Raw genomic sequence first — 18,595 nt, forward strand, 5'->3', positions numbered from 1 at the left:
TTCGCTCGTCTGACGCCAACTGACGAGAGCCACTTTTTAACTGTAGGAGAGAGCCAATTGCGTAGTTTACTTGGAGATCATTTGCTACAACGACTCCAACAGGACACTGAAGGGAAACTACATCAACGCCTTTTCCGTTGCCTGCGTGGTGCCATTATTGATGGAGTCATCCAGCCCAAGACTCGTCTACCTGCATCACGTGACTTAGCCAGTGAAATTCATGTTTCTAGAAATACAGTGCTTACCGCCTATGAACAGCTACAAGCTGAAGGCTACTTAGAAGCCCGTACAGGTCATGGCACATGGGTTGCCGAAAAATTACCAGAGAGTTTTTTAAATACTCAAAATAAGAAAAAAGCGGTTTCAAGCCCGAAAGTTCAAAGCTCTTATGCCCTTTCGCAGCGTGGTTCTAACTTATTAGGCTATGCAGCAGCGTCGCCACACCAATGGGGAGCTTTTGTGCCAGGGGCGCCCGATGTAACAGAGTTTCCACATCATATTTTTAGTCGTATTCAAGCACGCCTAAGCCGCGAACCGGACATTAACCGCCTGATTTATAGCAACGCTGGTGGCTGTATCGAGCTTCGAAGTGCTTTGGCAGATTACTTACGTGTTGCACGTTCGGTTCAGTGCGATGCAGACCAGATTATTATTACCGAAGGCATTCACCAAGCGATTGATTTAGTCTCGCGTGCACTGAGTGATATTGGTGATCGAATCTGGCTTGAAGATCCCGCTTACTGGGGAATGCGTAATACCTTACGAATTAATGGCCTCGATATTCAACCGATGCCTGTCGATGCAGAAGGTATTATTCCTGAAGAAAATCCGGCAAAGCCGCCTAAGCTCATTTTTGTGACACCATCACATCAATATCCGCTAGGTTCACATTTAAGCCTAGATCGACGACGCAAACTGATTGAAATTGCACGCCAGCATAATAGCTGGATTGTAGAAGATGATTATGACAGTGAGTTTCGTTTCTCAGGCCAGCCTTATCCATCTTTGCAAGGCCTAGAAAATGATGCACCTGTGCTGTACATGGGCACGTTTAGTAAAACCATTTATCCATCCTTAAGAATTGGTTATTTGGTCGTCCCTAAACCACTTTTTTCACCACTACGTATTGTGGCAGCCGAGCTTTACCGTGGGGGTCATTTGCTTGAGCAAAAAGCCTTAGCTGAATTTATTCGTGAAGGCCATTACGAAGCGCATATTCGCCGTATGCGCCTGCTCTATGGCAAGCGCCGTGACTACTTGGTGAGTTTAATTCAACGTTACCTTGGCCCCGAATTTATTCATGAATATGACGAAGCCGCAGGGTTACATCTAGTTTTAAAACTTCCAAACGCTTGCGATGATGTCGCGATTGCAGCGACTGCACTTGAACGCGGTGTTAAAGTTCGACCACTGTCTCAGTACTACATGCAGTCGCATGCACATGCAGAACGTGGACTGCTTATGGGCTTCGCTTGTGTAAATGAAAAAGATATGGTGATGGCTTTTGGTGTCTTGCTTCAATGCTTACGTGAAGCAGGCGTACCTACGCTGAATTAGTTGTTTTCTCGTACTAAGCCAAATAAAAAGAGCCTCGCAGTGAGGCTCTTTTCTATTTAAAAAATTAAACTAACTTTTCTTCATGGCTATGAGTTAAATGAGTCGCTCTACGCTCTTTACCCCAACCTAGTTTTTCAGACAGCAAACCGAAGAATACAATAATGCCGAACAATGCTGTAGTGTAAATCACTTCTTTAAAATATGTGCCTTCAATCAACATGGTAAGAATTGCACCAATAATTGCAAAGATCACCACGTAAGTTAAGTAAGGGAACATCCACATTTTAAAGTCAATTTTCACGCCTTCAGCTTCTAACTTCTTACGCATACGAAGCTGAGAATAAGCAATCGTCAGGTATACATACAGTGTTGCTGCACCTGTTGTTAGCATGAAAAAGTCATACACATCCATACTCTTGGTTGCAGTTAAAATTACCGCAATTACAGAGAAGAAACATGACACAATCACGCCCACCCACGGACTGCTTTTACTGTTTACAGAGCCAAAGCTTTTCGGTGCATCACCACGTTTAGATAATGAGAACAACATACGTGAACACGTATAAAGCGCTGAATTAAAGCAGCTACATACCGAGGTTAGAACCACAAAGTTTACGATATGGCGCGCACCCGGAATACCAAGCGCAGACAACGTAACGCTATAAGTTCCCCAAGTCGAATCTTTCAAAAGTTCATTGTTGTGAGGAATTAAACATACCGCCACAAACATTGAGCCAACATAGAATAAAATAATTCGCCAAACTACCGAGTTTGAAGCTTTACGAATTTCTTTAGATGGATTTGCAGACTCTGCCGCTGCTACAGTCACAATTTCAGCGCCAATATAGGCGAACATCACCCCAAGTAAGGCGGTAATAACGGATGAACCACCATTAGGCATAAAGCCTTGAGAGGTTAAATTACTGATACCAGATGCAGCTGGATTACCCCAAGGCCACAAATGCATGATGGCTAAACTACCAATCACCAAGAAGATCACAATCGCAATCACTTTGATGAGAGCGAACCAGAACTCGAATTCACCATAGTTCTTTACGTTCTGTAAATTGACTGCAACCAGTGCACCAATGACGACAGTCATATAGACCCAGATCGGTATAAACGGGAACCAGTTATTTAAAATTTTACCTGCCACATAAGCTTCCCACCCCATGAGCATTGCCAGCGTACACCAGTACAACCACCCAATTGAGAAACCTGCCCAACGACCAATTGCGCGGTCCGCATAAGTTGAAAAAGAGCCACTGTCGGGGTTTAAAACGGCCATCTCGCCTAGCATACGCATGATGAACCAAACGAGTAGTCCACCTAAAGCATAGGTTAAGAAAACCACAGGACCTGTGTTGTAGATGATACTGCCTGAGCCAACAAAGAGAGAGCCACCAATAACCCCTGCTATCGAGATCATGGTTAGATGGCGTGATTTAAGTCCATGTTTTAAACTTTGGGAGTGATTGGCTTCAGAACCATTTTGATGAGCTGCCATATCATTTTCCTTAATATATGGAGGATATCGGCTAGACTCGGAAATCCTCCGAAGCCAAAAAATATCCCCTAAAAATTTAGCCGTTTTGCTCAATTCCTAAAACAGAAAATTCACTGAGCTTATCCGGCGCTTCCGTATGCATACTTCCAATGGCTTTAATTTGTCGTTTCGGCACTCAAGAAACGAGAGCCATTTTTGTAATAAAAGAGAGAGCCAATTGCAAAATTTATACGCAAAATTGGCCCTTTTTATATTGGATGAGGGTAAGTAATTTTTAGTTTTTATTTTAATGAGCTTGAAATTCTTTAGTTTTGTTCAGAAATTAATAACGCCTTTGTTCCTGTTTCTAAGGCTCTAAATATATGCTTTTGATCGGCTGGATAACAAATATAGTCTCCGACGCCAAGCTCAACTGCCTCATCAATTAAACCCACTAAAGCTTTGCCTTCGACCACAATAATATGTTCTACAGAACCAACTGGATGCGGCTCTGACAGTCGGTCTTCACCCGGCTCCACAATCAATAAATATACATCACGGCGCGCATGCGGTGGACAAGTCGCCAACAAAATTGCTTTGTAATTGGCAATCTCGGAACTCACCGTTGGCCCATCACCACAGCGAATGACTTGCACTTGATTGCTTGGTTCTTCCATCAGGCGTGCGAATGGAATATTCAGTGCAACACAAAGTGCCCATAAGGTTTCAATGCTTGGGTTACCTTGCCCGGCCTCTAACTGCGAAAGTGTAGATTTGGCAACACCTGCACGGCGAGCAACTTCTGCCAATGAGAGCCCTGCTCTTTGGCGTTCACGCGTTAAACCTTTGGCAATAATTTCAATTGGCTGAGACATTCACCGCACCCGTTCTATAAAAAAAACGATCGTTCGTTTTGACAAAACAATCAGACTTATTCATTATAATGGAAAATCGTTCGCTATATCATACTATGTCCACATACGCTCTCATTAAGAAACTTAGTAAAGACACCACTCGCTCGATTTTCTTTGTCTGTCTAGCAACCAGTGTTGTCGGTATGTCTTTAGGTTCACTCGCTGCAAGCTATGGCTTAGCACTCTGGATTCCGCTTTGCCTATCTGTCTTTGTGCTTGCAGGAACTGCTGAATTTATTTTTATTGGATTCTTGGCTGTAGGTGGTAGCCCAATTGCGGCTGCGATTGCAGGACTACTCGTCAATTTAAGGCATCTGCCTTTTGGTATTGCGGTCAATGAACTAATCCGAGGTAAATTCTCTCGATATTTCGGGGCTCATATCATGAACGATGAGAGCGTTTTGTTTGGTATGGCACAGCCTGATTTTGAAACAAAAAAGGCTGCTTACTGGCTATGTGGTATATGCATTATGCTGACTTGGCCCCTCGGTGTCACGGCTGGCTATTTTATTGGAAGTGCTATTCCAGACCCGAAAACATTTGGCTTAGATGCAATTTTCCCTGCCATTTTAATTGCACTTACTTTTAATGCTTTAAAGAATAAATCTACACGAAAAGCTGCATTTGCAGGGTCAACTTTAGCGCTGATGACTACACCTTTTTTGGCCTCAGGACTTCCAATTCTGATTTCGCTTTTTGGCTTGATATGGGGTAGAAGGAAATGAGTCAACAGTTACTTATTATTGTAGGAATAGCTCTACTTGCACTTGGAACGTACAGTATTCGTTTTGCTGGCTTTCACTTAGGTGCCAAGTTTTCGTTTTCTGAAAAATACCAAGTTTTACTCTCAAATGGCGCAACCGTTTTGCTCTGTGCCATTGCGGCGACCACTACATTTTTTGAAGGCCAACATTTCGCAGGTTTTGCGCGTATATTTGGGGTGGCTCTAGCGCTTTTCTTGGTTTGGAAAAAAGTACCGCTGTTATTGGTGATTTGTTTGGCTGCTGTTGGCACGGCAGTTCTACGTTTGCTGGGAATTGAATAATAAAAAAGGCGAGATAAACTCGCCTTTTTTGAAACTTTGATTAGAACGGTAAATCATCGTCTAAATCAGCTGGTGCAGATGCTGGTTGTTGCGGCGCTTTAGGAGCAAAACCACCACCTTGCGGGCTATTGCCACCATTACCGAAACCACCTTGATTACCATAACCACCACCATTGTTTTGACCGTAGCCGCCACCTTGGTTGTTATTATTTTGATAACCGCCACCTTGTTGAGGTGCGTTAAAACGTGGTTGATTAAAATCATTACCGCCAGCGAAACCTTGTTCACCTTGTTGACGAGCATCTAACATTTGCATCTGGTCGCCACGGATTTCTGTCGTATAACGCTCTTGGCCATTTTGATCTGTCCATTGACGTGTACGTAATGAACCTTCAATGTAAACCTTAGAACCTTTACGTAAAAACTGCTGAGCAATTTCCCCTAAACGGTTATGCAAAACAATACGGTGCCATTCTGTTTGTTCTTTACGTTCACCTGTATTTTTATCAGTCCAAGATTCACTTGTCGCGATCGAAAATTGGGTCAACGAACCCCCATTTGGAAAAGTTTTTGTTTCAGGATCACGACCCAAAGTACCAACCAAAATAACCTTATTTACACCACGCATTAGCTGTCTTCATCCTATTCATTTCTATGTTTTACTTTATAAGAGTTATGCTTAAATGGCTACCTCTTTACCAAACAACTGCGTTAAATCACGTCGTGCAGCATCATCAAGAGACTGTTTATCGACTTTAATATAAGCAACTTGCTGGTCAGGCATCACCACAACTTCTTCAATACCACGAATTGCCAATAGCTGTGTAGTCCACTCATTCACCTGTTGCACTTGCGGCAATGGCAACACAATCGATGACAAATACCGCGGCTGAGCTAAACCAAAACTAATTAGCAACCATATTATAGCAATCCCTGCTAAGACACTCCATCCAATCGCAGTATTATGTAACATCAATAATTGACCACCCAAGGTGCCACCAAAAAAAGCACCTAAGAACTGGCTACTGGCATTTACACCCATAGCGGTGGCCTTCGACTGAATTGGAGCCGACTTTGACAACCAAGAAGGCAATAAAGCTTCCATAACATTAAATGCAATAAAGAAAATACCGAGGCCTGCAAGCAGGACATATTTAGACTGATAACCAAATATAAGGAGTAGTAAACCCGCAATAATGCCTGTAATTGCCGTTAAGAAAATGCCCCGCATTTTGCGATATTTTTCAGCGAGGATAATGCTTGGAAATGCAAAAAATAAACTAATGACCAAAAGTGGCAAATACACCAAACCGTGGCTCGCTAAAGGAATATGCGCGAACTCGATAAGCTGTGAAGGCACATAAATAAACATGGCAGTCAGCAATAAATGCAATGCAAAAACCGAAACATGTAAACGGTTTAAATCACCCATTTGAATGACTTGCTTAAGCTGTGCCATGTAGCCTTGCTGATAGTTACGATGATGGCGAGTCACTTTAGGTACAAGCAATAGCATCGCAATCGCAATCAAACCCATAATGGTCGTGACAAAGAATAATCCTGAAATACCGACAAGACTTGTGAGCCAAGGCCCAAGGCTAAACGCGACAACAAAAGATAAACCAATACTCATGCCCATAGCAGCCATGGCTTTAGTACGCTGCTCTTCACGCGTCACATCAGCTAAAAGTGCCATGACTACTGCCGAAACCGCCCCAGCACCAGCGATGGCACGGCCAATAATCACGCCATAAATCGTGTCAGATAAACCCGCAATTGCACCACCAATAGCAAAGAGCAATAAGCCAAAGACTACAAGCGGTTTACGGCTAAAACGGTCAGCCAGCAAGCTAAATGGAATTTGTAAAATCGCCTGACTTAAACCATATACACCTACGGCCAAACCAATAAGTGCCGGAGTCGCATATTGATATGACTGCCCGACTACAGAGAAGACAGGAATAATCATGAACAAACCCAACATGCGTAGCGCAAAAATACTACTTAAAGCAAAAGTTGAGCGGCGTTCCAAAGCATTCATCATATCAATACACGTTATCAAACTAGGCAAATTATAAGCCGATTCGTTTCTAAAAATACGGGAGAGATGATTTAAAATAACGATTTCGGCTGAAAAAAATAAAGAGGCATTTAGCCTCTTTATTCTATCGAACTTTACTGAAAATTAGCTTAAGACGACTCTTGTTCGCGTTTCGCATATTGGATAGATGCAATCACTGCCCATGCAATAAATGCAACACCAATGAGGCCTGTCACGACTTCCGGTATATGTAAACCTGTACCACTTGCAATCATAATGAAAGCCAAAGCACCAATCGCATAATGGGCACCATGCTCTAAGAACACATAAGCGTCTAATGTGCCCTTTTCAACAAGATAAACCGTCATTGAACGAACGAACATCGCACCAATTGCAAGACCCAACATAATCACGACAACGTCGCTGGTAATTGCAAATGCACCAATTACACCATCAAAACTGAATGATGCATCTAACACTTCAAGGTATAAGAAACCGCCCAAACCGGCTTTAATCACACCAGAAGCAGCGCCTGAACCATCTTGCATGACTGCATTACCATCTTCATCAATTTCAGGTTCGCCGCCCAATAAATGGCTAAGAACTTGCACACCAATGTAAACCACAATGCCCCAAACACCAGCCATGGTTACAGCTAAACGCTCATGATCTTCAACATAACCAGCCATTACAATTAAAGCGATGAGTGCAATAAAAACAGACATTGCCGGTACGTTAGCCAAGTCAGATAATTTGACTTCAAGCCATCTAAACCAATGCGTTTCTTTCTCTTCGTCAAAGAAGAAGTTTAAGAAAACCAACAATAAGAATGTTCCACCGAAAGCTGAAATTTCAGCGTGGTGAGCCATTAAACGTTCAGAGTAAGTTTTCGGATCATTGAGTGCCATTTTAGCGACTTCAATAAAGCCCATATCGGCAGTCATAGAAACGATCAAGACAGGGAAAATCAAACGCATACCAAAAACGGCGATTAAAATACCGACTGTCAAAAAGATCATTTTCCAGAAATGATCCCACCCACGAAGTACCGATGCATTTACGACAGCATTGTCAAAAGATAATGAAACCTCCATTACAGCTAAAATTGCAGTAATGGTTAAAGCTTTAAGCATGGTAGACACGCCTGCTTCAGGTCCATGGGTAAAACCCCAGTAAGCGGCGAGTGCTAAACACACCACCGTAAAAAATATCGAAAATCGGAAATGCTTCATGGATCAGACCTATACCAAGAACTAAATTTAATCTTTCTTAAAAACCGCGGCTATTATATCGATAATTAACCACAAAACGATGTTGTTTTATGCCGTTATTACCTTTACTTTATCCCTATGTTTAATAAAGAAATTTATAATATTTAATTAACTTATTAATCGTATTAAATATTTTCTTGCGATATATCTACCATTATTATTTTTGTATTTTAAAATTGATTTAAAATCCGCTTCAGCTGTCTTATTTTAAATGGAATGATTTTATGCTTTTTTCTCAAGAACTCTGGCAACGTAATTTAAATTTATATCAAAAAATTCTCGACCTGCCTTTTAATCAGGAACTTGCTAACGGTACTTTAGATAAAGAAGCTTTTTGTCATTATGTCATTCAAGATGCTCAATACCTTGTGGCTTATGGCCGCGTACTGGCTGTTGCGGCAGCTAAGGCGTTCGAGGCCGATGATATTATGCAATTTTCAGATGCCGCTAAAATTGCAATTGTGGTTGAACGTAGTTTGCATGATGACTTTATGAGAAACTTTGGGGTAACCAAAGAAGAATTTAAAAACACCCCATTAACTTTGGCAGGCCATCATTACACTTCATTTTTAACAGCAACTGCTTGGTCTGAGAGTTACCCTGTTGTACTCGCTGCGCTGTTACCTTGCTTCTGGATTTATGCCGAAGTCGGTAAAGATATTGTAAGTAAATCAATTCCTAATAACCCTTACCAAGCATGGATTGATACCTATGCAGGCGAAGAGTTCCATACCGCTGTTCGTAATGTGATTGCGACGGTAGACAAGGTTGCCGCACGTTGTGATGCAGACACTTTAGAGAAAATGCATGCCGCTTACACGATGGGTGCAAAACTTGAGTGGTTATTTTGGGACAGTGCTTACCATCAAAGACAATGGTTAGGTTTAGACCATATTTAAAACTTTAAAAGAATCGATCAGCTGCTTCATACCTGATCGATTCTCAATAAAATGCGAGATAAGTATGTATATCGGCGAATTAGCATCTTTAACTGGAGCTACTCCTAAAGCCATTCGACATTATGAAAAATTAGGCTTGCTACCAGTTGCAAAAAGAAAAGGAAATTATCGTGTTTATGAAGAGATTGATGTCAAATCCGTTAAGATGATTCGCCTTGCTCAAGCTGTTGGATTTAGCCTTTCCGAGCTTTATGACTTGTCAGCTTTAAAATATAAAAATAATCGCTTTCCGGTAGAAATCGCACAGCAGCTTATTCAAAAAAAGAATCAACAAATTATTGAGCAAAAAGAAGCATTAAATCGTTTACAAGACGATTTAAAAGAACTGGAAGATGAGATTATTGAAACTTATATTACCAATAAGATTTCTGCCTAAAACAACTTATTAAAATCTATAAATAGCTTACAAAATGAGTGCTTGACTCTGCCCTTAGGGACAAGGTTTATCGTAATAACTCCTTTTATTACGGATAAATAAAATGAGTGCTCATCTTTCTACATTTAAAAATTCAACAGCATTAATTACAGGTGCATCTTCAGGAATCGGTAAAGCCTATGCTAAAAAAATTGCATCTTTAGGAATTCATCTGATTTTAACGGCACGTTCCGAACAAAAATTAAATGATTTAGCCGATGAACTCAGAAAAAAATATAGCGTAAATGTTGAGGTGATTGTTTTAGATTTAGCTCAACCCGATTCAGCTCAGACCTTATTTAATGAAGTGCAAGCTAGAAAATTATCGGTAGAAATTTTAATTAATAACGCAGGGTTTGGGAAATGGACTAAGTTTCTAGATCAATCCATTTCTACCTATCAAGAAATGATTACGCTTAACATCAGCAGCGTAACATCTTTGTGTTATTTATTTCTGCCACATATGCTTTTGAATAAAAAAGGCATCATGATTAATATTTCATCGACAGGTGCCTTTCAACCTCTTCCTTATATTGCTGTCTATGGCGCAACTAAATCTTATGTATTGCAGTTTACTGAAGCACTTGCAGGAGAATACGGTTCTTCGGGCGTTAAGTTTATCGCTGTTTGTCCAGGCAATACCGAAACCAATTTTACTCAAGTCGCAAATGCCGATACGAGTGGTATGAAAAGCTCAACGGTAGACGACGTTGTCTCTGCAACAGTTAGAGCGTTAGATAAAAATAAAGCAACAGTTGTGGTGGGGTGTAGCAACTATTTGACATCTCAATTGCCACGAATCCTTTCCCGCCAAAAGATGATTAATTTAGTTGAAGGTATGCTCAAAACCCGTGTTGTTGAGCATTCATAAAAATACTTCAATTTAAAAGATTAAGGGATTTCTCTTAATCTTTTAATGTTGAAACAGTTGCCAACCGTAAATCAAACCTGCCGCAGCCACGACCCAACATAGAGTTGCTAATCCTAGACACGACCACATCGACATGCGTGTTGCCAGCACATAAACAGCCACTAAATAAATGGCATAAGGAATAAGTGACCATAGACCAAACAGAGCCGTTTTTTGTAACGCCTCTGCCCCTTTTTGCTGAAAAACAATCACATGAGCAATTAAAGCAAAGGTAGGAAAAAGCGGGACTAAACCAGCAATATAAAATGCCTTACTTTTCGATAAAATCGAAATAATGAGGACAACCCCAGCCCCCAACATACATTTTAAAAATAACGCCCACATGCGCTGATCCTATCTGGCCATTTCCATATTAAAACGCTGTATTGTGCGCTTTTTAAAGAAAATTAACAGCGACTAAAGCAATCAAAGCTGGAACTGCCTGAATATAAATAATCTTTTTACTGGCAGTCAGCCCGCCATAAATACCTGCAATCAGTACACAGCCTAAAAAGAAGTTGGCAATTGATGTCGCAAACGGTGCTTCAGCCAATAAAGACCAAAATAAACCCGCCGCTAAAAAGCCATTATAAAGCCCTTGGTTTTGTGCCATCACTTTGGTGAGCTTTGCTTTTTCAGCATTATTTCCAAAGGCTTTCATGCCATAAGGTTTATCCCACAAAAACATCTCTAACACTAAAATATAGACATGTAATATCGCGATAAGCGCAATGAATATTTGTCCGATCATATAGTTTTCCTTTTTATTTTAAAGATATGAAAAAAGACCAGTCTCTCGACTGATCTTTTAATGTTTTATGGTTTTAACAATACTTTGCCTTGTCGAGCACCTTGTGTTGCTTTTTGAGCAGCTGTTTTAATCTCATCAAAACTAAATACACCTTCTACAGGCAAAATTAATTTTTTCTGAGTCGCTAGTGTTAGCAGCTCAACAATCAGTTCCTTTTTACGTTCTGCTGGCATTTCTTTATTGACCACACTCGCCCAGAACCCTTTTACTGTTGCTTGTTTGAAAATCAAATCGCCTGATGAAATCTGCATGGTTTCACCAGTCATACTGCCAAACGAAACGAGCAAGCTATTTTCACTGAGTAAATTCAGCATTTCACCACTTGCGGTTCCGCCAATTGAGTCCACACCAGCAATAAGAGGTTGGTCACCGTGGAGTTGTTTAACTTGCTCTTTCCAGTTCGGCTGATCAGTTGCAACAACATGTTGAATACCTAAAGCTTGCATCTCTGCAATCGCATCAGTACGACGAACCAGATTAATCACAGGTAAGCCACGTGCCTGCGCAATCATCGCAACTGTTTTACCTACTGCACCATTTGCCGTGTTTTGAATGAGCCATTGACCCGGTTGAACGTTAACAAAATCTAAAAGCATCAGGGCACTAATTGGCATACCAATCAGCTGCGCTGCTGTTTCATCATCAATTTCATTATTGAGTGGAATAAGCCCTTGAGCTGGTGCAATAAAGTATTCAGCCCAACTACCATGCACAGCTGCCACTGCAATACGTTGCCCTACCTGTACATGAGTAACGCCTTCACCCAACGCATCAACAATACCAACAGCTTCACTACCGCCAATCGCGGGTAAAGTTGGCTTGTAGCCATAGCTTCCACGTACTGTCCATACATCATGATTATGAATCGGAGACATGATGGTTTTAATACGCACTTCGCCTGCTTTTGGTTCTGGCTTTGGCATATCCGCCTGCTCTAAAACGTCTACAGGTTCGCCAAAATTACGATGGATAATACTTCGCATGCTTTATTCCTCTATCGGTTTTAAGAGTTGTTGGGTCGTTTCTAAAGCTAAATGTAGATGTGCTTTGTCTTGCGACAATTTTGTGAGTAAAGCAGCACCTAACCATAACTGATACATGACTTGTGCAGTTTTTAAAGGCTCAATATGTTTTGGAATTGATCCTTCTTGTTGCCCTTCTTTGAGTAGCAAAGCTAGACGCTGCGTTAATTTGTACACACCGTCATTGAGAATTTGACGCATATCTTCTGACAAGTCAGAAACCTCTGCTGCCAACTTCACAATCAAGCAGTTTTCAGCCCAGCTACCATATATCGGATCATCAATCCACGCCTGCCATAAGGCCATCAAACGGGCGTGGGCACTTTGCTCAGTGTGTTGCCAAAGTTGTTCCATACGAACTTTATAGTCCGCCATGTACTGCTCTAGCAAGGCACAACCAAAAGCCTCTTTCGAAGCAAAGTAGTGATAGAACGAACCTTTGGGTACGTCACAAGTCTTTAAAATTTCTTGCAAACCAACACCAACAAACCCTTTACGTAGTACCAGCTCAAAGCTGGTATCTAAGATGTGTTGTCGGGTAGTTTCGCTTTTGTTTAATCGTTTCATGAACACATCATAAACAACTATTAGACCAGTCGTCTAGTAAAATTATGTTGCTTGTAAAAATATGCGGAGAGTAGAAATGTAGAGTGAGGAATGTTAAAAATACAATCTGCTTATTTAAACAAATTTTGTCGATTGTCGTTTAACCGTCACAATTTGTCGCTTTAAATCATTTTGTACTACTTGAACAATTTTAAATCGTTATCATATAGGGTCTGTTGTTTATAAATAGCCATATCTCCCTGTGACTAATAAACAACACCTAAATTTTCATCAATACATAATTGAGATGTTTTATGAGCCAAAGTCATATCCGTATTCGAGGCGCACGTACCCATAACTTAAAAAATGTGTCACTCGATATTCCACGCGACAAATTTGTGGTGATTACGGGGCTATCAGGTTCAGGAAAATCTTCTCTTGCCTTTGATACCTTGTACGCCGAAGGACAACGCCGTTACGTCGAATCGCTTTCAGCGTATGCCCGCCAGTTTTTATCGCAAATGGAAAAGCCTGAAGTCGACTCGATTGAAGGTTTATCTCCAGCGATTGCCATTGAACAAAAATCTACCAGTCATAACCCACGTTCAACGGTTGGTACGATTACCGAAATTTATGACTATTTACGTTTGCTTTATGCACGTGTCGGCACGCCCTACTGCCCTGAACACGACTTGCCGATGGTTGCGCAAACCGTTTCTGAAATGGTCGATGCGGTAAAAAACCTTGAGGAAGGCACAGCACTGATGTTGCTTGCTCCAGTGGTACGTGAGCGTAAGGGTGAATACAGTAACCTGTTCGAACAACTACAAGGTCAAGGTTTTGTACGAGCGCGTGTTGATGGTGAAATCATTGATATTGATACGCCACCAGAACTCGACAAAAAGAAAAAACACACCATCGAAGTTGTGGTTGACCGCTTCAAAGTACGTGATGATTTAGGTAACCGTATTGCGGAATCATTTGAAACCGCACTACGTTTAGGTGGTGATATTGCTGTTTTATCATGGATGAATGGCGAACACCCAGATCGCGTCTTTTCTGCAAAACACTCGTGTCCTGAATGTGACCGTGCAGTGGCAGAGCTTGAGCCACGTTTATTTTCATTTAACAACCCATTCGGTGCCTGCCCTGTTTGTGATGGTTTAGGTACACGTAGCCACTTTAGCTCTGAAAAGCTCATTCCAAATCCTGAGTTGGCAATTAGCGAAGGTGCTATTCGTGGTTGGGATCGTCAGCGTCCATATTACTATTCGATGCTACAAAAAGTTGCCGACCATTTTGGCTTTCAACTTGATACGCCTTGGAACCAGTTAGATAAAGACACTCAAAAGAAATTTCTACAAGGTACTGGCAAAGAAAAAATCGATTTAAGTTATATCGATGAGCGTGGCCGCAAGCATACACGGGTGCAACCTTTTGAAGGGATTTTGCCGCACCTTGAACGCCGTTACCGTGAAACTGAAAGTAACTACGTACGTGATGATTTAGCTCAATATCTCTCTAATGCAGCGTGTGATGCATGCGGTGGTTCACGTCTAAATGAAATTTCACGTCATGTTCGTGTAAAAGATAAAACGATTGCCGACATTACCCGCATGTCGATTGGTGATGCAGAAAGCTACTATCAAGATTTAAACCTTGAAGGTGCTAAAGGCGAAATCGCAGATAAAATCTTTAAAGAAATCCGTGAGCGTCTACACTTCTTGGTGAGTGTTGGTCTGAACTATTTAAGTCTGGCTCGCTCTGCCGAAACGTTATCAGGTGGTGAGGCACAACGTATCCGTCTAGCTTCACAAATTGGCGCAGGTTTGATGGGTGTGATGTATGTACTTGATGAACCGTCTATTGGCTTACATCAACGCGATAATGATCGTTTATTACAAACCCTCATTCGCTTACGTGATTTAGGTAATACAGTTTTAGTTGTTGAGCACGATGAAGATGCCATTCGTGCAGCTGACCATATTATTGATATTGGTCCAGGTGCTGGTGTACACGGCGGTGTGATTATTGCTGAAGGTACTTATGATGAATTGGCTAAACATGCCGACTCACTCACAGGACAATACCTTTCTGGCAAACTCAAAATTGAAGTGCCAAAAAAACGGACTCAATCACCACGTCCAGATGAATTTATCAAACTTTCTGGTGCAGCAGGCCATAACTTAAAAAATGTCGATTTAACCATTCCACTTGGCATTATGACCTGTGTGACTGGCGTTTCAGGTTCGGGTAAATCAACACTTATTAACCGTACTTTGCTTCCATTGGCTGCAACACAACTTAATGGTGCAACGACCTTAACCGCTGAAAAGTTTGATTCAATTGATGGTCTACAACACCTTGATAAAGTTGTTGATATTGACCAAAGCCCAATTGGACGTACGCCACGTTCTAACCCTGCAACGTATACAGGGTTATTTACGCCAATCCGTGAGTTATTTGCGCAAACACCAGAGGCAAAAGCCCGTGGTTATAGTGCAGGCCGTTTCTCGTTTAACGTGAAAGGCGGACGCTGTGAAGCCTGTGAAGGCGACGGCATGATTAAAGTCGCAATGCACTTCTTACCAGATATGTATGTGCCTTGCGATGCATGTCATGGCAAACGTTATAACCGTGAAACACTTGAAGTCGGCTATAAAGGCAAAAACATTTCTGATGTTTTAGAAATGACGGTTGAAGATGCTGCTGAGTTCTTTAGTGCTATTCCAGTTATTCACCGTCGTTTAGAAACCTTAACTCAGGTAGGTCTAGGCTATATTCGTTTAGGTCAGGCGGCTACTACTTTATCTGGTGGTGAAGCACAGCGTGTCAAACTCGCACGTGAGTTAGCAAAACGAGATACAGGTAAAACCTTATATATCTTGGATGAACCGACAACAGGTCTACATTTCCATGATATTGCCAAGTTGCTCGATATTTTGCATGAGCTACGCAACAAGGGTAATACCATTGTAGTGATTGAACATAACCTTGATGTGATTAAAACAGCGGACTGGGTTGTTGACTTAGGCCCTGAAGGTGGTTCGGGTGGTGGTATGATCATTGCCGAAGGTACACCTGAACAAGTCGCTGAGGTCGAGATTTCCCATACGGGTCGTTTCTTAAAACCGATGTTGAAACAATAAAAAAAAGCCGGAAATCATTTTCCGGCTTTTTTATCCCTCTACAACATTTCGGCCCCGAGCTTTAGCTTTTAAAAGTGAACGGTCTGCTTTTTCTAACAGTTCCATCCAGCTTGTTGCTCCAATCGCAAAACCAATACTGACCGATACATGCAATTTTTCATGCGTATTAGATAAATTAACTTCTTCTAAAGAAATCGCAATACGAATTTTTTCAGCCAAGAGACGTGCATCTAAAAATGGTATCTGTTCTAATAAGATTAAGAACTCATCGCCACCATAACGAACGATTAAATCCGAAGCGCGCACATTCACTTTTAATTGATCTGCAATACGTTTAATCACTTGATCACCGACAATATGACCATATTGGTCATTCACATCTTTAAAGCGATCTATATCAATAATCATTAAACAAGTTTGTGAAAATTTTTGAGGGTAGCTCTCTACAATTTTTAGATATTCAGATAAAGCCAAACGATTGGATACACCTGTTAAAGGGTCTGTATTTGCAATATTTTTAAGTTGGAATTCAAAAGCATCTCGCTGCTTAAGCATTCTTTGTAAACGGTCAATCGCTTCAAATAGTGAAATAAACTCACCCTTTTTAGGATTCAACTCATCTACCGGATAATCTTTGCTATGAGACAAATCAAGAATTAAGGTTCGGGCCTGAATAAGGGGCTCAAATACCCTTCTCTTTGCATAAATTAAGGTAAGTAAAGCAGCCGCTAACGATATGCTAGAAATAAGCAAAGTCAGAAAGAATTTCTTTTTTGCCAAATAATTTTCTTGAGAAGCGATAAAGACACTTTTATTAAGTAGGAAGTTTTGTAAATCGATGACTGTTGTAAATTTATCAACAATTTGGTCTGTCAGTTCAGTTCCATTTAAATGATAAGCCTCATTTTTTTGGCTTTCTTCTAAAAGTTGACCAACAATAGGCACGCCTTTATCTAAAAATTCAGTTTTAACTCTCGCATAAAGGCGATGATATTCTGGAGTCTTGGCCTGCTCAGACTGTAGCGTATCTACAAGTGCCCATAAGTACCGAGCTTGCTGTTGAGTCTGCAAAGAGCGCGCCCGATTATCATTGGGTATGGTTTCTTTAAACGTCACTGGTGCAATAACATTAGATGCGGTGCGACCAGCCTGATCACGCATATCGGTTAATACAACAATCAAAGTAAAATAGTTATTAATTTGACTGTCTTTACTTTTTAACTGCAACATGAGCTTTTGCAAAATTTCTCGGCAACTATCCCAAGCACCGAACATACCCAAAATTGCATGATCGAATTGCATAGAGGTTCGTGCCTGTTCAGGTGTTGCAGCATAGTAGTCGACGACAGCCCGCGCCTGCTTCAAATCATCTTTAAATTTAGTATCTAAAGTATTTGCTAAATCGGAATAGCCTTCTTCCTTTAAAATACGAATAGTTTCATTAATTTGCTGATCGACAGTAAGTCGGTATTCTTTTAGCTTCTTCTGATTTTTTAAAAAGTCGGTAGCGTTACTCGACATTAATTTATTTGCTGGTGCACGCTCTTTAGATACCTTATTTGCAACTTCAGCAATCGATTTTAAGCTTTTGATTTCAACCAAAGCTTGTTTAGTTTTTAAATACTCTTGATAACTGCTAACAATAAGAGGCACAGCCATAAACAGTAAGGACAGAATAATGACCAACATGAAGAAAAATAGTCGATTACTGATATGTTCTGAACGTAATCCTGACATTTCTAGCTGGTACTCCGTAAATGTCCTACCATCATCACAACTATAGAATGAAGTAATTAACTCGCATCCTAGCACTTTAATGAGCAGAAGTTCAGCAACAAAGTTTGAATAACGCAATATACGCATTCATTGTTGGTATTTCATAAAAATCTGATCGAAAGAGCAAATGATGGCTATAGCAAAACTCCATTTTACAGCTGAAGTAAATTTCGCAATCTTATAAAAAGATTCTTTTTCCTCTTGGATGCCACTCCCAGCATCCGAAACCCAGCGCTAAGCTGGATTCTTTTTATACAAACTAAAAAGAAGAAATTTCATGTAATTTTTTTAACAAATGTTAATGTTTTCTTATAGATAAAAAAAAGCTCAACCTTGGGGAAAGCTGAGCTCGTAAAGTCTGATGTGATAACACATCGTATCTGGGAAAGCACTGCTAACTATAAAAATGTTAGATAGTGAACTTTGCAATTGAATTGTGTGACTTATCTCTAATTTTGTAAAGTTGATTAAATTGATCAGAATTAATTTTTTAATCGTTTTTTTGATTTAAAAACGTATTTTTTTTGCCTTATTCAATTATATAATAATTCAAAATAGATAGATTATTTAGATAAACTTATCAAAATAATGTTAACTATTACTCAAAATATATAAAAATTGAAACAAGAATAATGTTTGATCGATTATTTATTAATCATATCGACATTTTTATTAACGTTAAATCCGATTAAT

The 18,595-nt window shown here is 40.5% G+C and carries 17 protein-coding genes; 7 read left to right on the plus strand and 10 right to left on the minus strand.

Annotated elements, in window-relative coordinates; genetic code table 11:
- Window positions 1–57 precede the first annotated feature (57 nt).
- Window positions 58–1,557, plus strand: a complete 1,500-nt coding sequence (locus tag RMA95_RS06360) for a PLP-dependent aminotransferase family protein (RefSeq protein ID WP_039252289.1) — start codon at window positions 58–60, stop codon at window positions 1,555–1,557.
- A 64-nt stretch (window positions 1,558–1,621) separates the two neighbouring features.
- Here the strand turns inward: RMA95_RS06360 and RMA95_RS06365 are convergent, their stop codons facing one another.
- Together RMA95_RS06365 and RMA95_RS06370 are read right to left on the minus strand one after the other, a co-directional pair.
- The gene (locus tag RMA95_RS06365) at window positions 1,622–3,064 is read right to left on the minus strand and encodes an amino acid permease (protein ID WP_004705034.1); all 1,443 of its coding nucleotides are present in this window, start codon (window positions 3,062–3,064) and stop codon (window positions 1,622–1,624) included.
- A 305-nt stretch (window positions 3,065–3,369) separates the two neighbouring features.
- A complete protein-coding gene (locus RMA95_RS06370; protein WP_002117406.1) occupies window positions 3,370–3,918 on the minus strand; it encodes a helix-turn-helix domain-containing protein in 549 nt (182 codons plus the stop codon).
- 68 nt (window positions 3,919–3,986) lie between these two features.
- Between RMA95_RS06370 and RMA95_RS06375 the strand changes: the two genes are divergently transcribed.
- Together RMA95_RS06375 and RMA95_RS06380 are read left to right on the plus strand one after the other, a co-directional pair.
- A complete protein-coding gene (locus RMA95_RS06375; protein ID WP_151682839.1) occupies window positions 3,987–4,682 on the plus strand; it encodes an AzlC family ABC transporter permease in 696 nt (231 codons plus the stop codon).
- Window positions 4,679–5,002 carry an AzlD domain-containing protein gene (locus tag RMA95_RS06380; protein ID WP_311069921.1) on the plus strand — a complete coding sequence of 108 codons (324 nt, stop codon included), beginning with the start codon at window positions 4,679–4,681 and terminating at the stop codon, window positions 5,000–5,002. Before RMA95_RS06375 ends, RMA95_RS06380 begins: the two co-directional genes overlap by 4 nt.
- Before the next feature lie 40 nt (window positions 5,003–5,042).
- Here RMA95_RS06380 and ssb read toward each other — a convergent pair whose 3' ends face one another.
- The 3 genes from ssb to RMA95_RS06395 form a co-directional block, all read right to left on the minus strand.
- Window positions 5,043–5,630, minus strand: a complete 588-nt coding sequence (gene ssb / locus RMA95_RS06385; protein WP_049065869.1) for a single-stranded DNA-binding protein — start codon at window positions 5,628–5,630, stop codon at window positions 5,043–5,045.
- Window positions 5,631–5,681: 51 nt separating this feature from the next.
- Window positions 5,682–7,046 carry an MFS transporter gene (locus RMA95_RS06390; protein ID WP_311069922.1) on the minus strand — a complete coding sequence of 455 codons (1,365 nt, stop codon included), beginning with the start codon at window positions 7,044–7,046 and terminating at the stop codon, window positions 5,682–5,684.
- A gap of 146 nt (window positions 7,047–7,192) precedes the next feature.
- The gene (locus tag RMA95_RS06395) at window positions 7,193–8,275 is read right to left on the minus strand and encodes a DUF475 domain-containing protein (RefSeq protein WP_304391371.1); all 1,083 of its coding nucleotides are present in this window, start codon (window positions 8,273–8,275) and stop codon (window positions 7,193–7,195) included.
- Window positions 8,276–8,538: 263 nt separating this feature from the next.
- Here RMA95_RS06395 and tenA point away from each other — a divergent pair, with 263 nt between their 5' ends.
- The 3 genes from tenA (at window position 8,539) to RMA95_RS06410 (ending at window position 10,559) form a co-directional block, all read left to right on the plus strand.
- Complete coding sequence (gene tenA / locus RMA95_RS06400) at window positions 8,539–9,213, plus strand: thiaminase II (RefSeq protein ID WP_311069923.1); 675 nt, start codon at window positions 8,539–8,541, stop codon at window positions 9,211–9,213.
- 64 nt (window positions 9,214–9,277) lie between these two features.
- Window positions 9,278–9,649 (plus strand): MerR family transcriptional regulator, encoded by a 372-nt coding sequence (locus RMA95_RS06405; protein WP_311069924.1) that lies wholly within the window; start codon window positions 9,278–9,280, stop codon window positions 9,647–9,649.
- A gap of 103 nt (window positions 9,650–9,752) precedes the next feature.
- A complete protein-coding gene (locus tag RMA95_RS06410; protein WP_311069925.1) occupies window positions 9,753–10,559 on the plus strand; it encodes an SDR family oxidoreductase in 807 nt (268 codons plus the stop codon).
- Between the two features lie 42 nt (window positions 10,560–10,601).
- On the opposite strand, the gene RMA95_RS06415 is transcribed toward RMA95_RS06410, so the two are convergent.
- The 4 genes from RMA95_RS06415 to RMA95_RS06430 all read right to left on the minus strand — a co-directional run bounded on the left by RMA95_RS06415 (window position 10,602) and on the right by RMA95_RS06430 (window position 12,998).
- The gene (locus tag RMA95_RS06415) at window positions 10,602–10,943 is read right to left on the minus strand and encodes a GlpM family protein (RefSeq protein ID WP_013196619.1); all 342 of its coding nucleotides are present in this window, start codon (window positions 10,941–10,943) and stop codon (window positions 10,602–10,604) included.
- A 52-nt stretch (window positions 10,944–10,995) separates the two neighbouring features.
- Window positions 10,996–11,349 carry a DUF1304 domain-containing protein gene (locus tag RMA95_RS06420; protein ID WP_311069926.1) on the minus strand — a complete coding sequence of 118 codons (354 nt, stop codon included), beginning with the start codon at window positions 11,347–11,349 and terminating at the stop codon, window positions 10,996–10,998.
- Window positions 11,350–11,414: 65 nt separating this feature from the next.
- The gene (locus tag RMA95_RS06425; RefSeq protein ID WP_311069927.1) at window positions 11,415–12,392 is read right to left on the minus strand and encodes a zinc-binding dehydrogenase; all 978 of its coding nucleotides are present in this window, start codon (window positions 12,390–12,392) and stop codon (window positions 11,415–11,417) included.
- A gap of 3 nt (window positions 12,393–12,395) precedes the next feature.
- Complete coding sequence (locus tag RMA95_RS06430; RefSeq protein WP_311069928.1) at window positions 12,396–12,998, minus strand: TetR/AcrR family transcriptional regulator; 603 nt, start codon at window positions 12,996–12,998, stop codon at window positions 12,396–12,398.
- 293 nt (window positions 12,999–13,291) lie between these two features.
- On the opposite strand from RMA95_RS06430, the gene uvrA reads away from it, so the two are divergent.
- Complete coding sequence (uvrA, locus tag RMA95_RS06435; protein ID WP_311069929.1) at window positions 13,292–16,126, plus strand: excinuclease ABC subunit UvrA; 2,835 nt, start codon at window positions 13,292–13,294, stop codon at window positions 16,124–16,126.
- Between the two features lie 30 nt (window positions 16,127–16,156).
- Here the strand turns inward: uvrA and RMA95_RS06440 are convergent, their stop codons facing one another.
- Window positions 16,157–17,863, minus strand: a complete 1,707-nt coding sequence (locus RMA95_RS06440) for a GGDEF domain-containing protein (protein WP_311069968.1) — start codon at window positions 17,861–17,863, stop codon at window positions 16,157–16,159.
- Window positions 17,864–18,595 lie beyond the last annotated feature (732 nt).

Origin of the sequence: Acinetobacter sp. V110_1 (assembly GCF_031798975.1) — a bacterium.
Taxonomy (GTDB): Bacteria; Pseudomonadota; Gammaproteobacteria; order Pseudomonadales; family Moraxellaceae; genus Acinetobacter; species Acinetobacter nosocomialis_A.

Coding starts and splice junctions, on each gene's coding strand:
- RMA95_RS06365 (WP_004705034.1), bottom strand. CDS start 3,064: ATGGCAGCTCATCAAAATGGTTCTGAAGCCAATCACTCCCAAAGTTTA.
- RMA95_RS06370 (WP_002117406.1), bottom strand. CDS start 3,918: ATGTCTCAGCCAATTGAAATTATTGCCAAAGGTTTAACGCGTGAACGC.
- RMA95_RS06375 (WP_151682839.1), top strand. CDS start 3,987: ATGGAAAATCGTTCGCTATATCATACTATGTCCACATACGCTCTCATT.
- RMA95_RS06380 (WP_311069921.1), top strand. CDS start 4,679: ATGAGTCAACAGTTACTTATTATTGTAGGAATAGCTCTACTTGCACTT.
- ssb (WP_049065869.1), bottom strand. CDS start 5,630: ATGCGTGGTGTAAATAAGGTTATTTTGGTTGGTACTTTGGGTCGTGAT.
- RMA95_RS06390 (WP_311069922.1), bottom strand. CDS start 7,046: ATGATGAATGCTTTGGAACGCCGCTCAACTTTTGCTTTAAGTAGTATT.
- RMA95_RS06395 (WP_304391371.1), bottom strand. CDS start 8,275: ATGAAGCATTTCCGATTTTCGATATTTTTTACGGTGGTGTGTTTAGCA.
- tenA (WP_311069923.1), top strand. CDS start 8,539: ATGCTTTTTTCTCAAGAACTCTGGCAACGTAATTTAAATTTATATCAA.
- RMA95_RS06405 (WP_311069924.1), top strand. CDS start 9,278: ATGTATATCGGCGAATTAGCATCTTTAACTGGAGCTACTCCTAAAGCC.
- RMA95_RS06410 (WP_311069925.1), top strand. CDS start 9,753: ATGAGTGCTCATCTTTCTACATTTAAAAATTCAACAGCATTAATTACA.
- RMA95_RS06415 (WP_013196619.1), bottom strand. CDS start 10,943: ATGTGGGCGTTATTTTTAAAATGTATGTTGGGGGCTGGGGTTGTCCTC.
- RMA95_RS06420 (WP_311069926.1), bottom strand. CDS start 11,349: ATGATCGGACAAATATTCATTGCGCTTATCGCGATATTACATGTCTAT.
- RMA95_RS06425 (WP_311069927.1), bottom strand. CDS start 12,392: ATGCGAAGTATTATCCATCGTAATTTTGGCGAACCTGTAGACGTTTTA.
- RMA95_RS06430 (WP_311069928.1), bottom strand. CDS start 12,998: ATGAAACGATTAAACAAAAGCGAAACTACCCGACAACACATCTTAGAT.
- uvrA (WP_311069929.1), top strand. CDS start 13,292: ATGAGCCAAAGTCATATCCGTATTCGAGGCGCACGTACCCATAACTTA.
- RMA95_RS06440 (WP_311069968.1), bottom strand. CDS start 17,863: ATGTCAGGATTACGTTCAGAACATATCAGTAATCGACTATTTTTCTTC.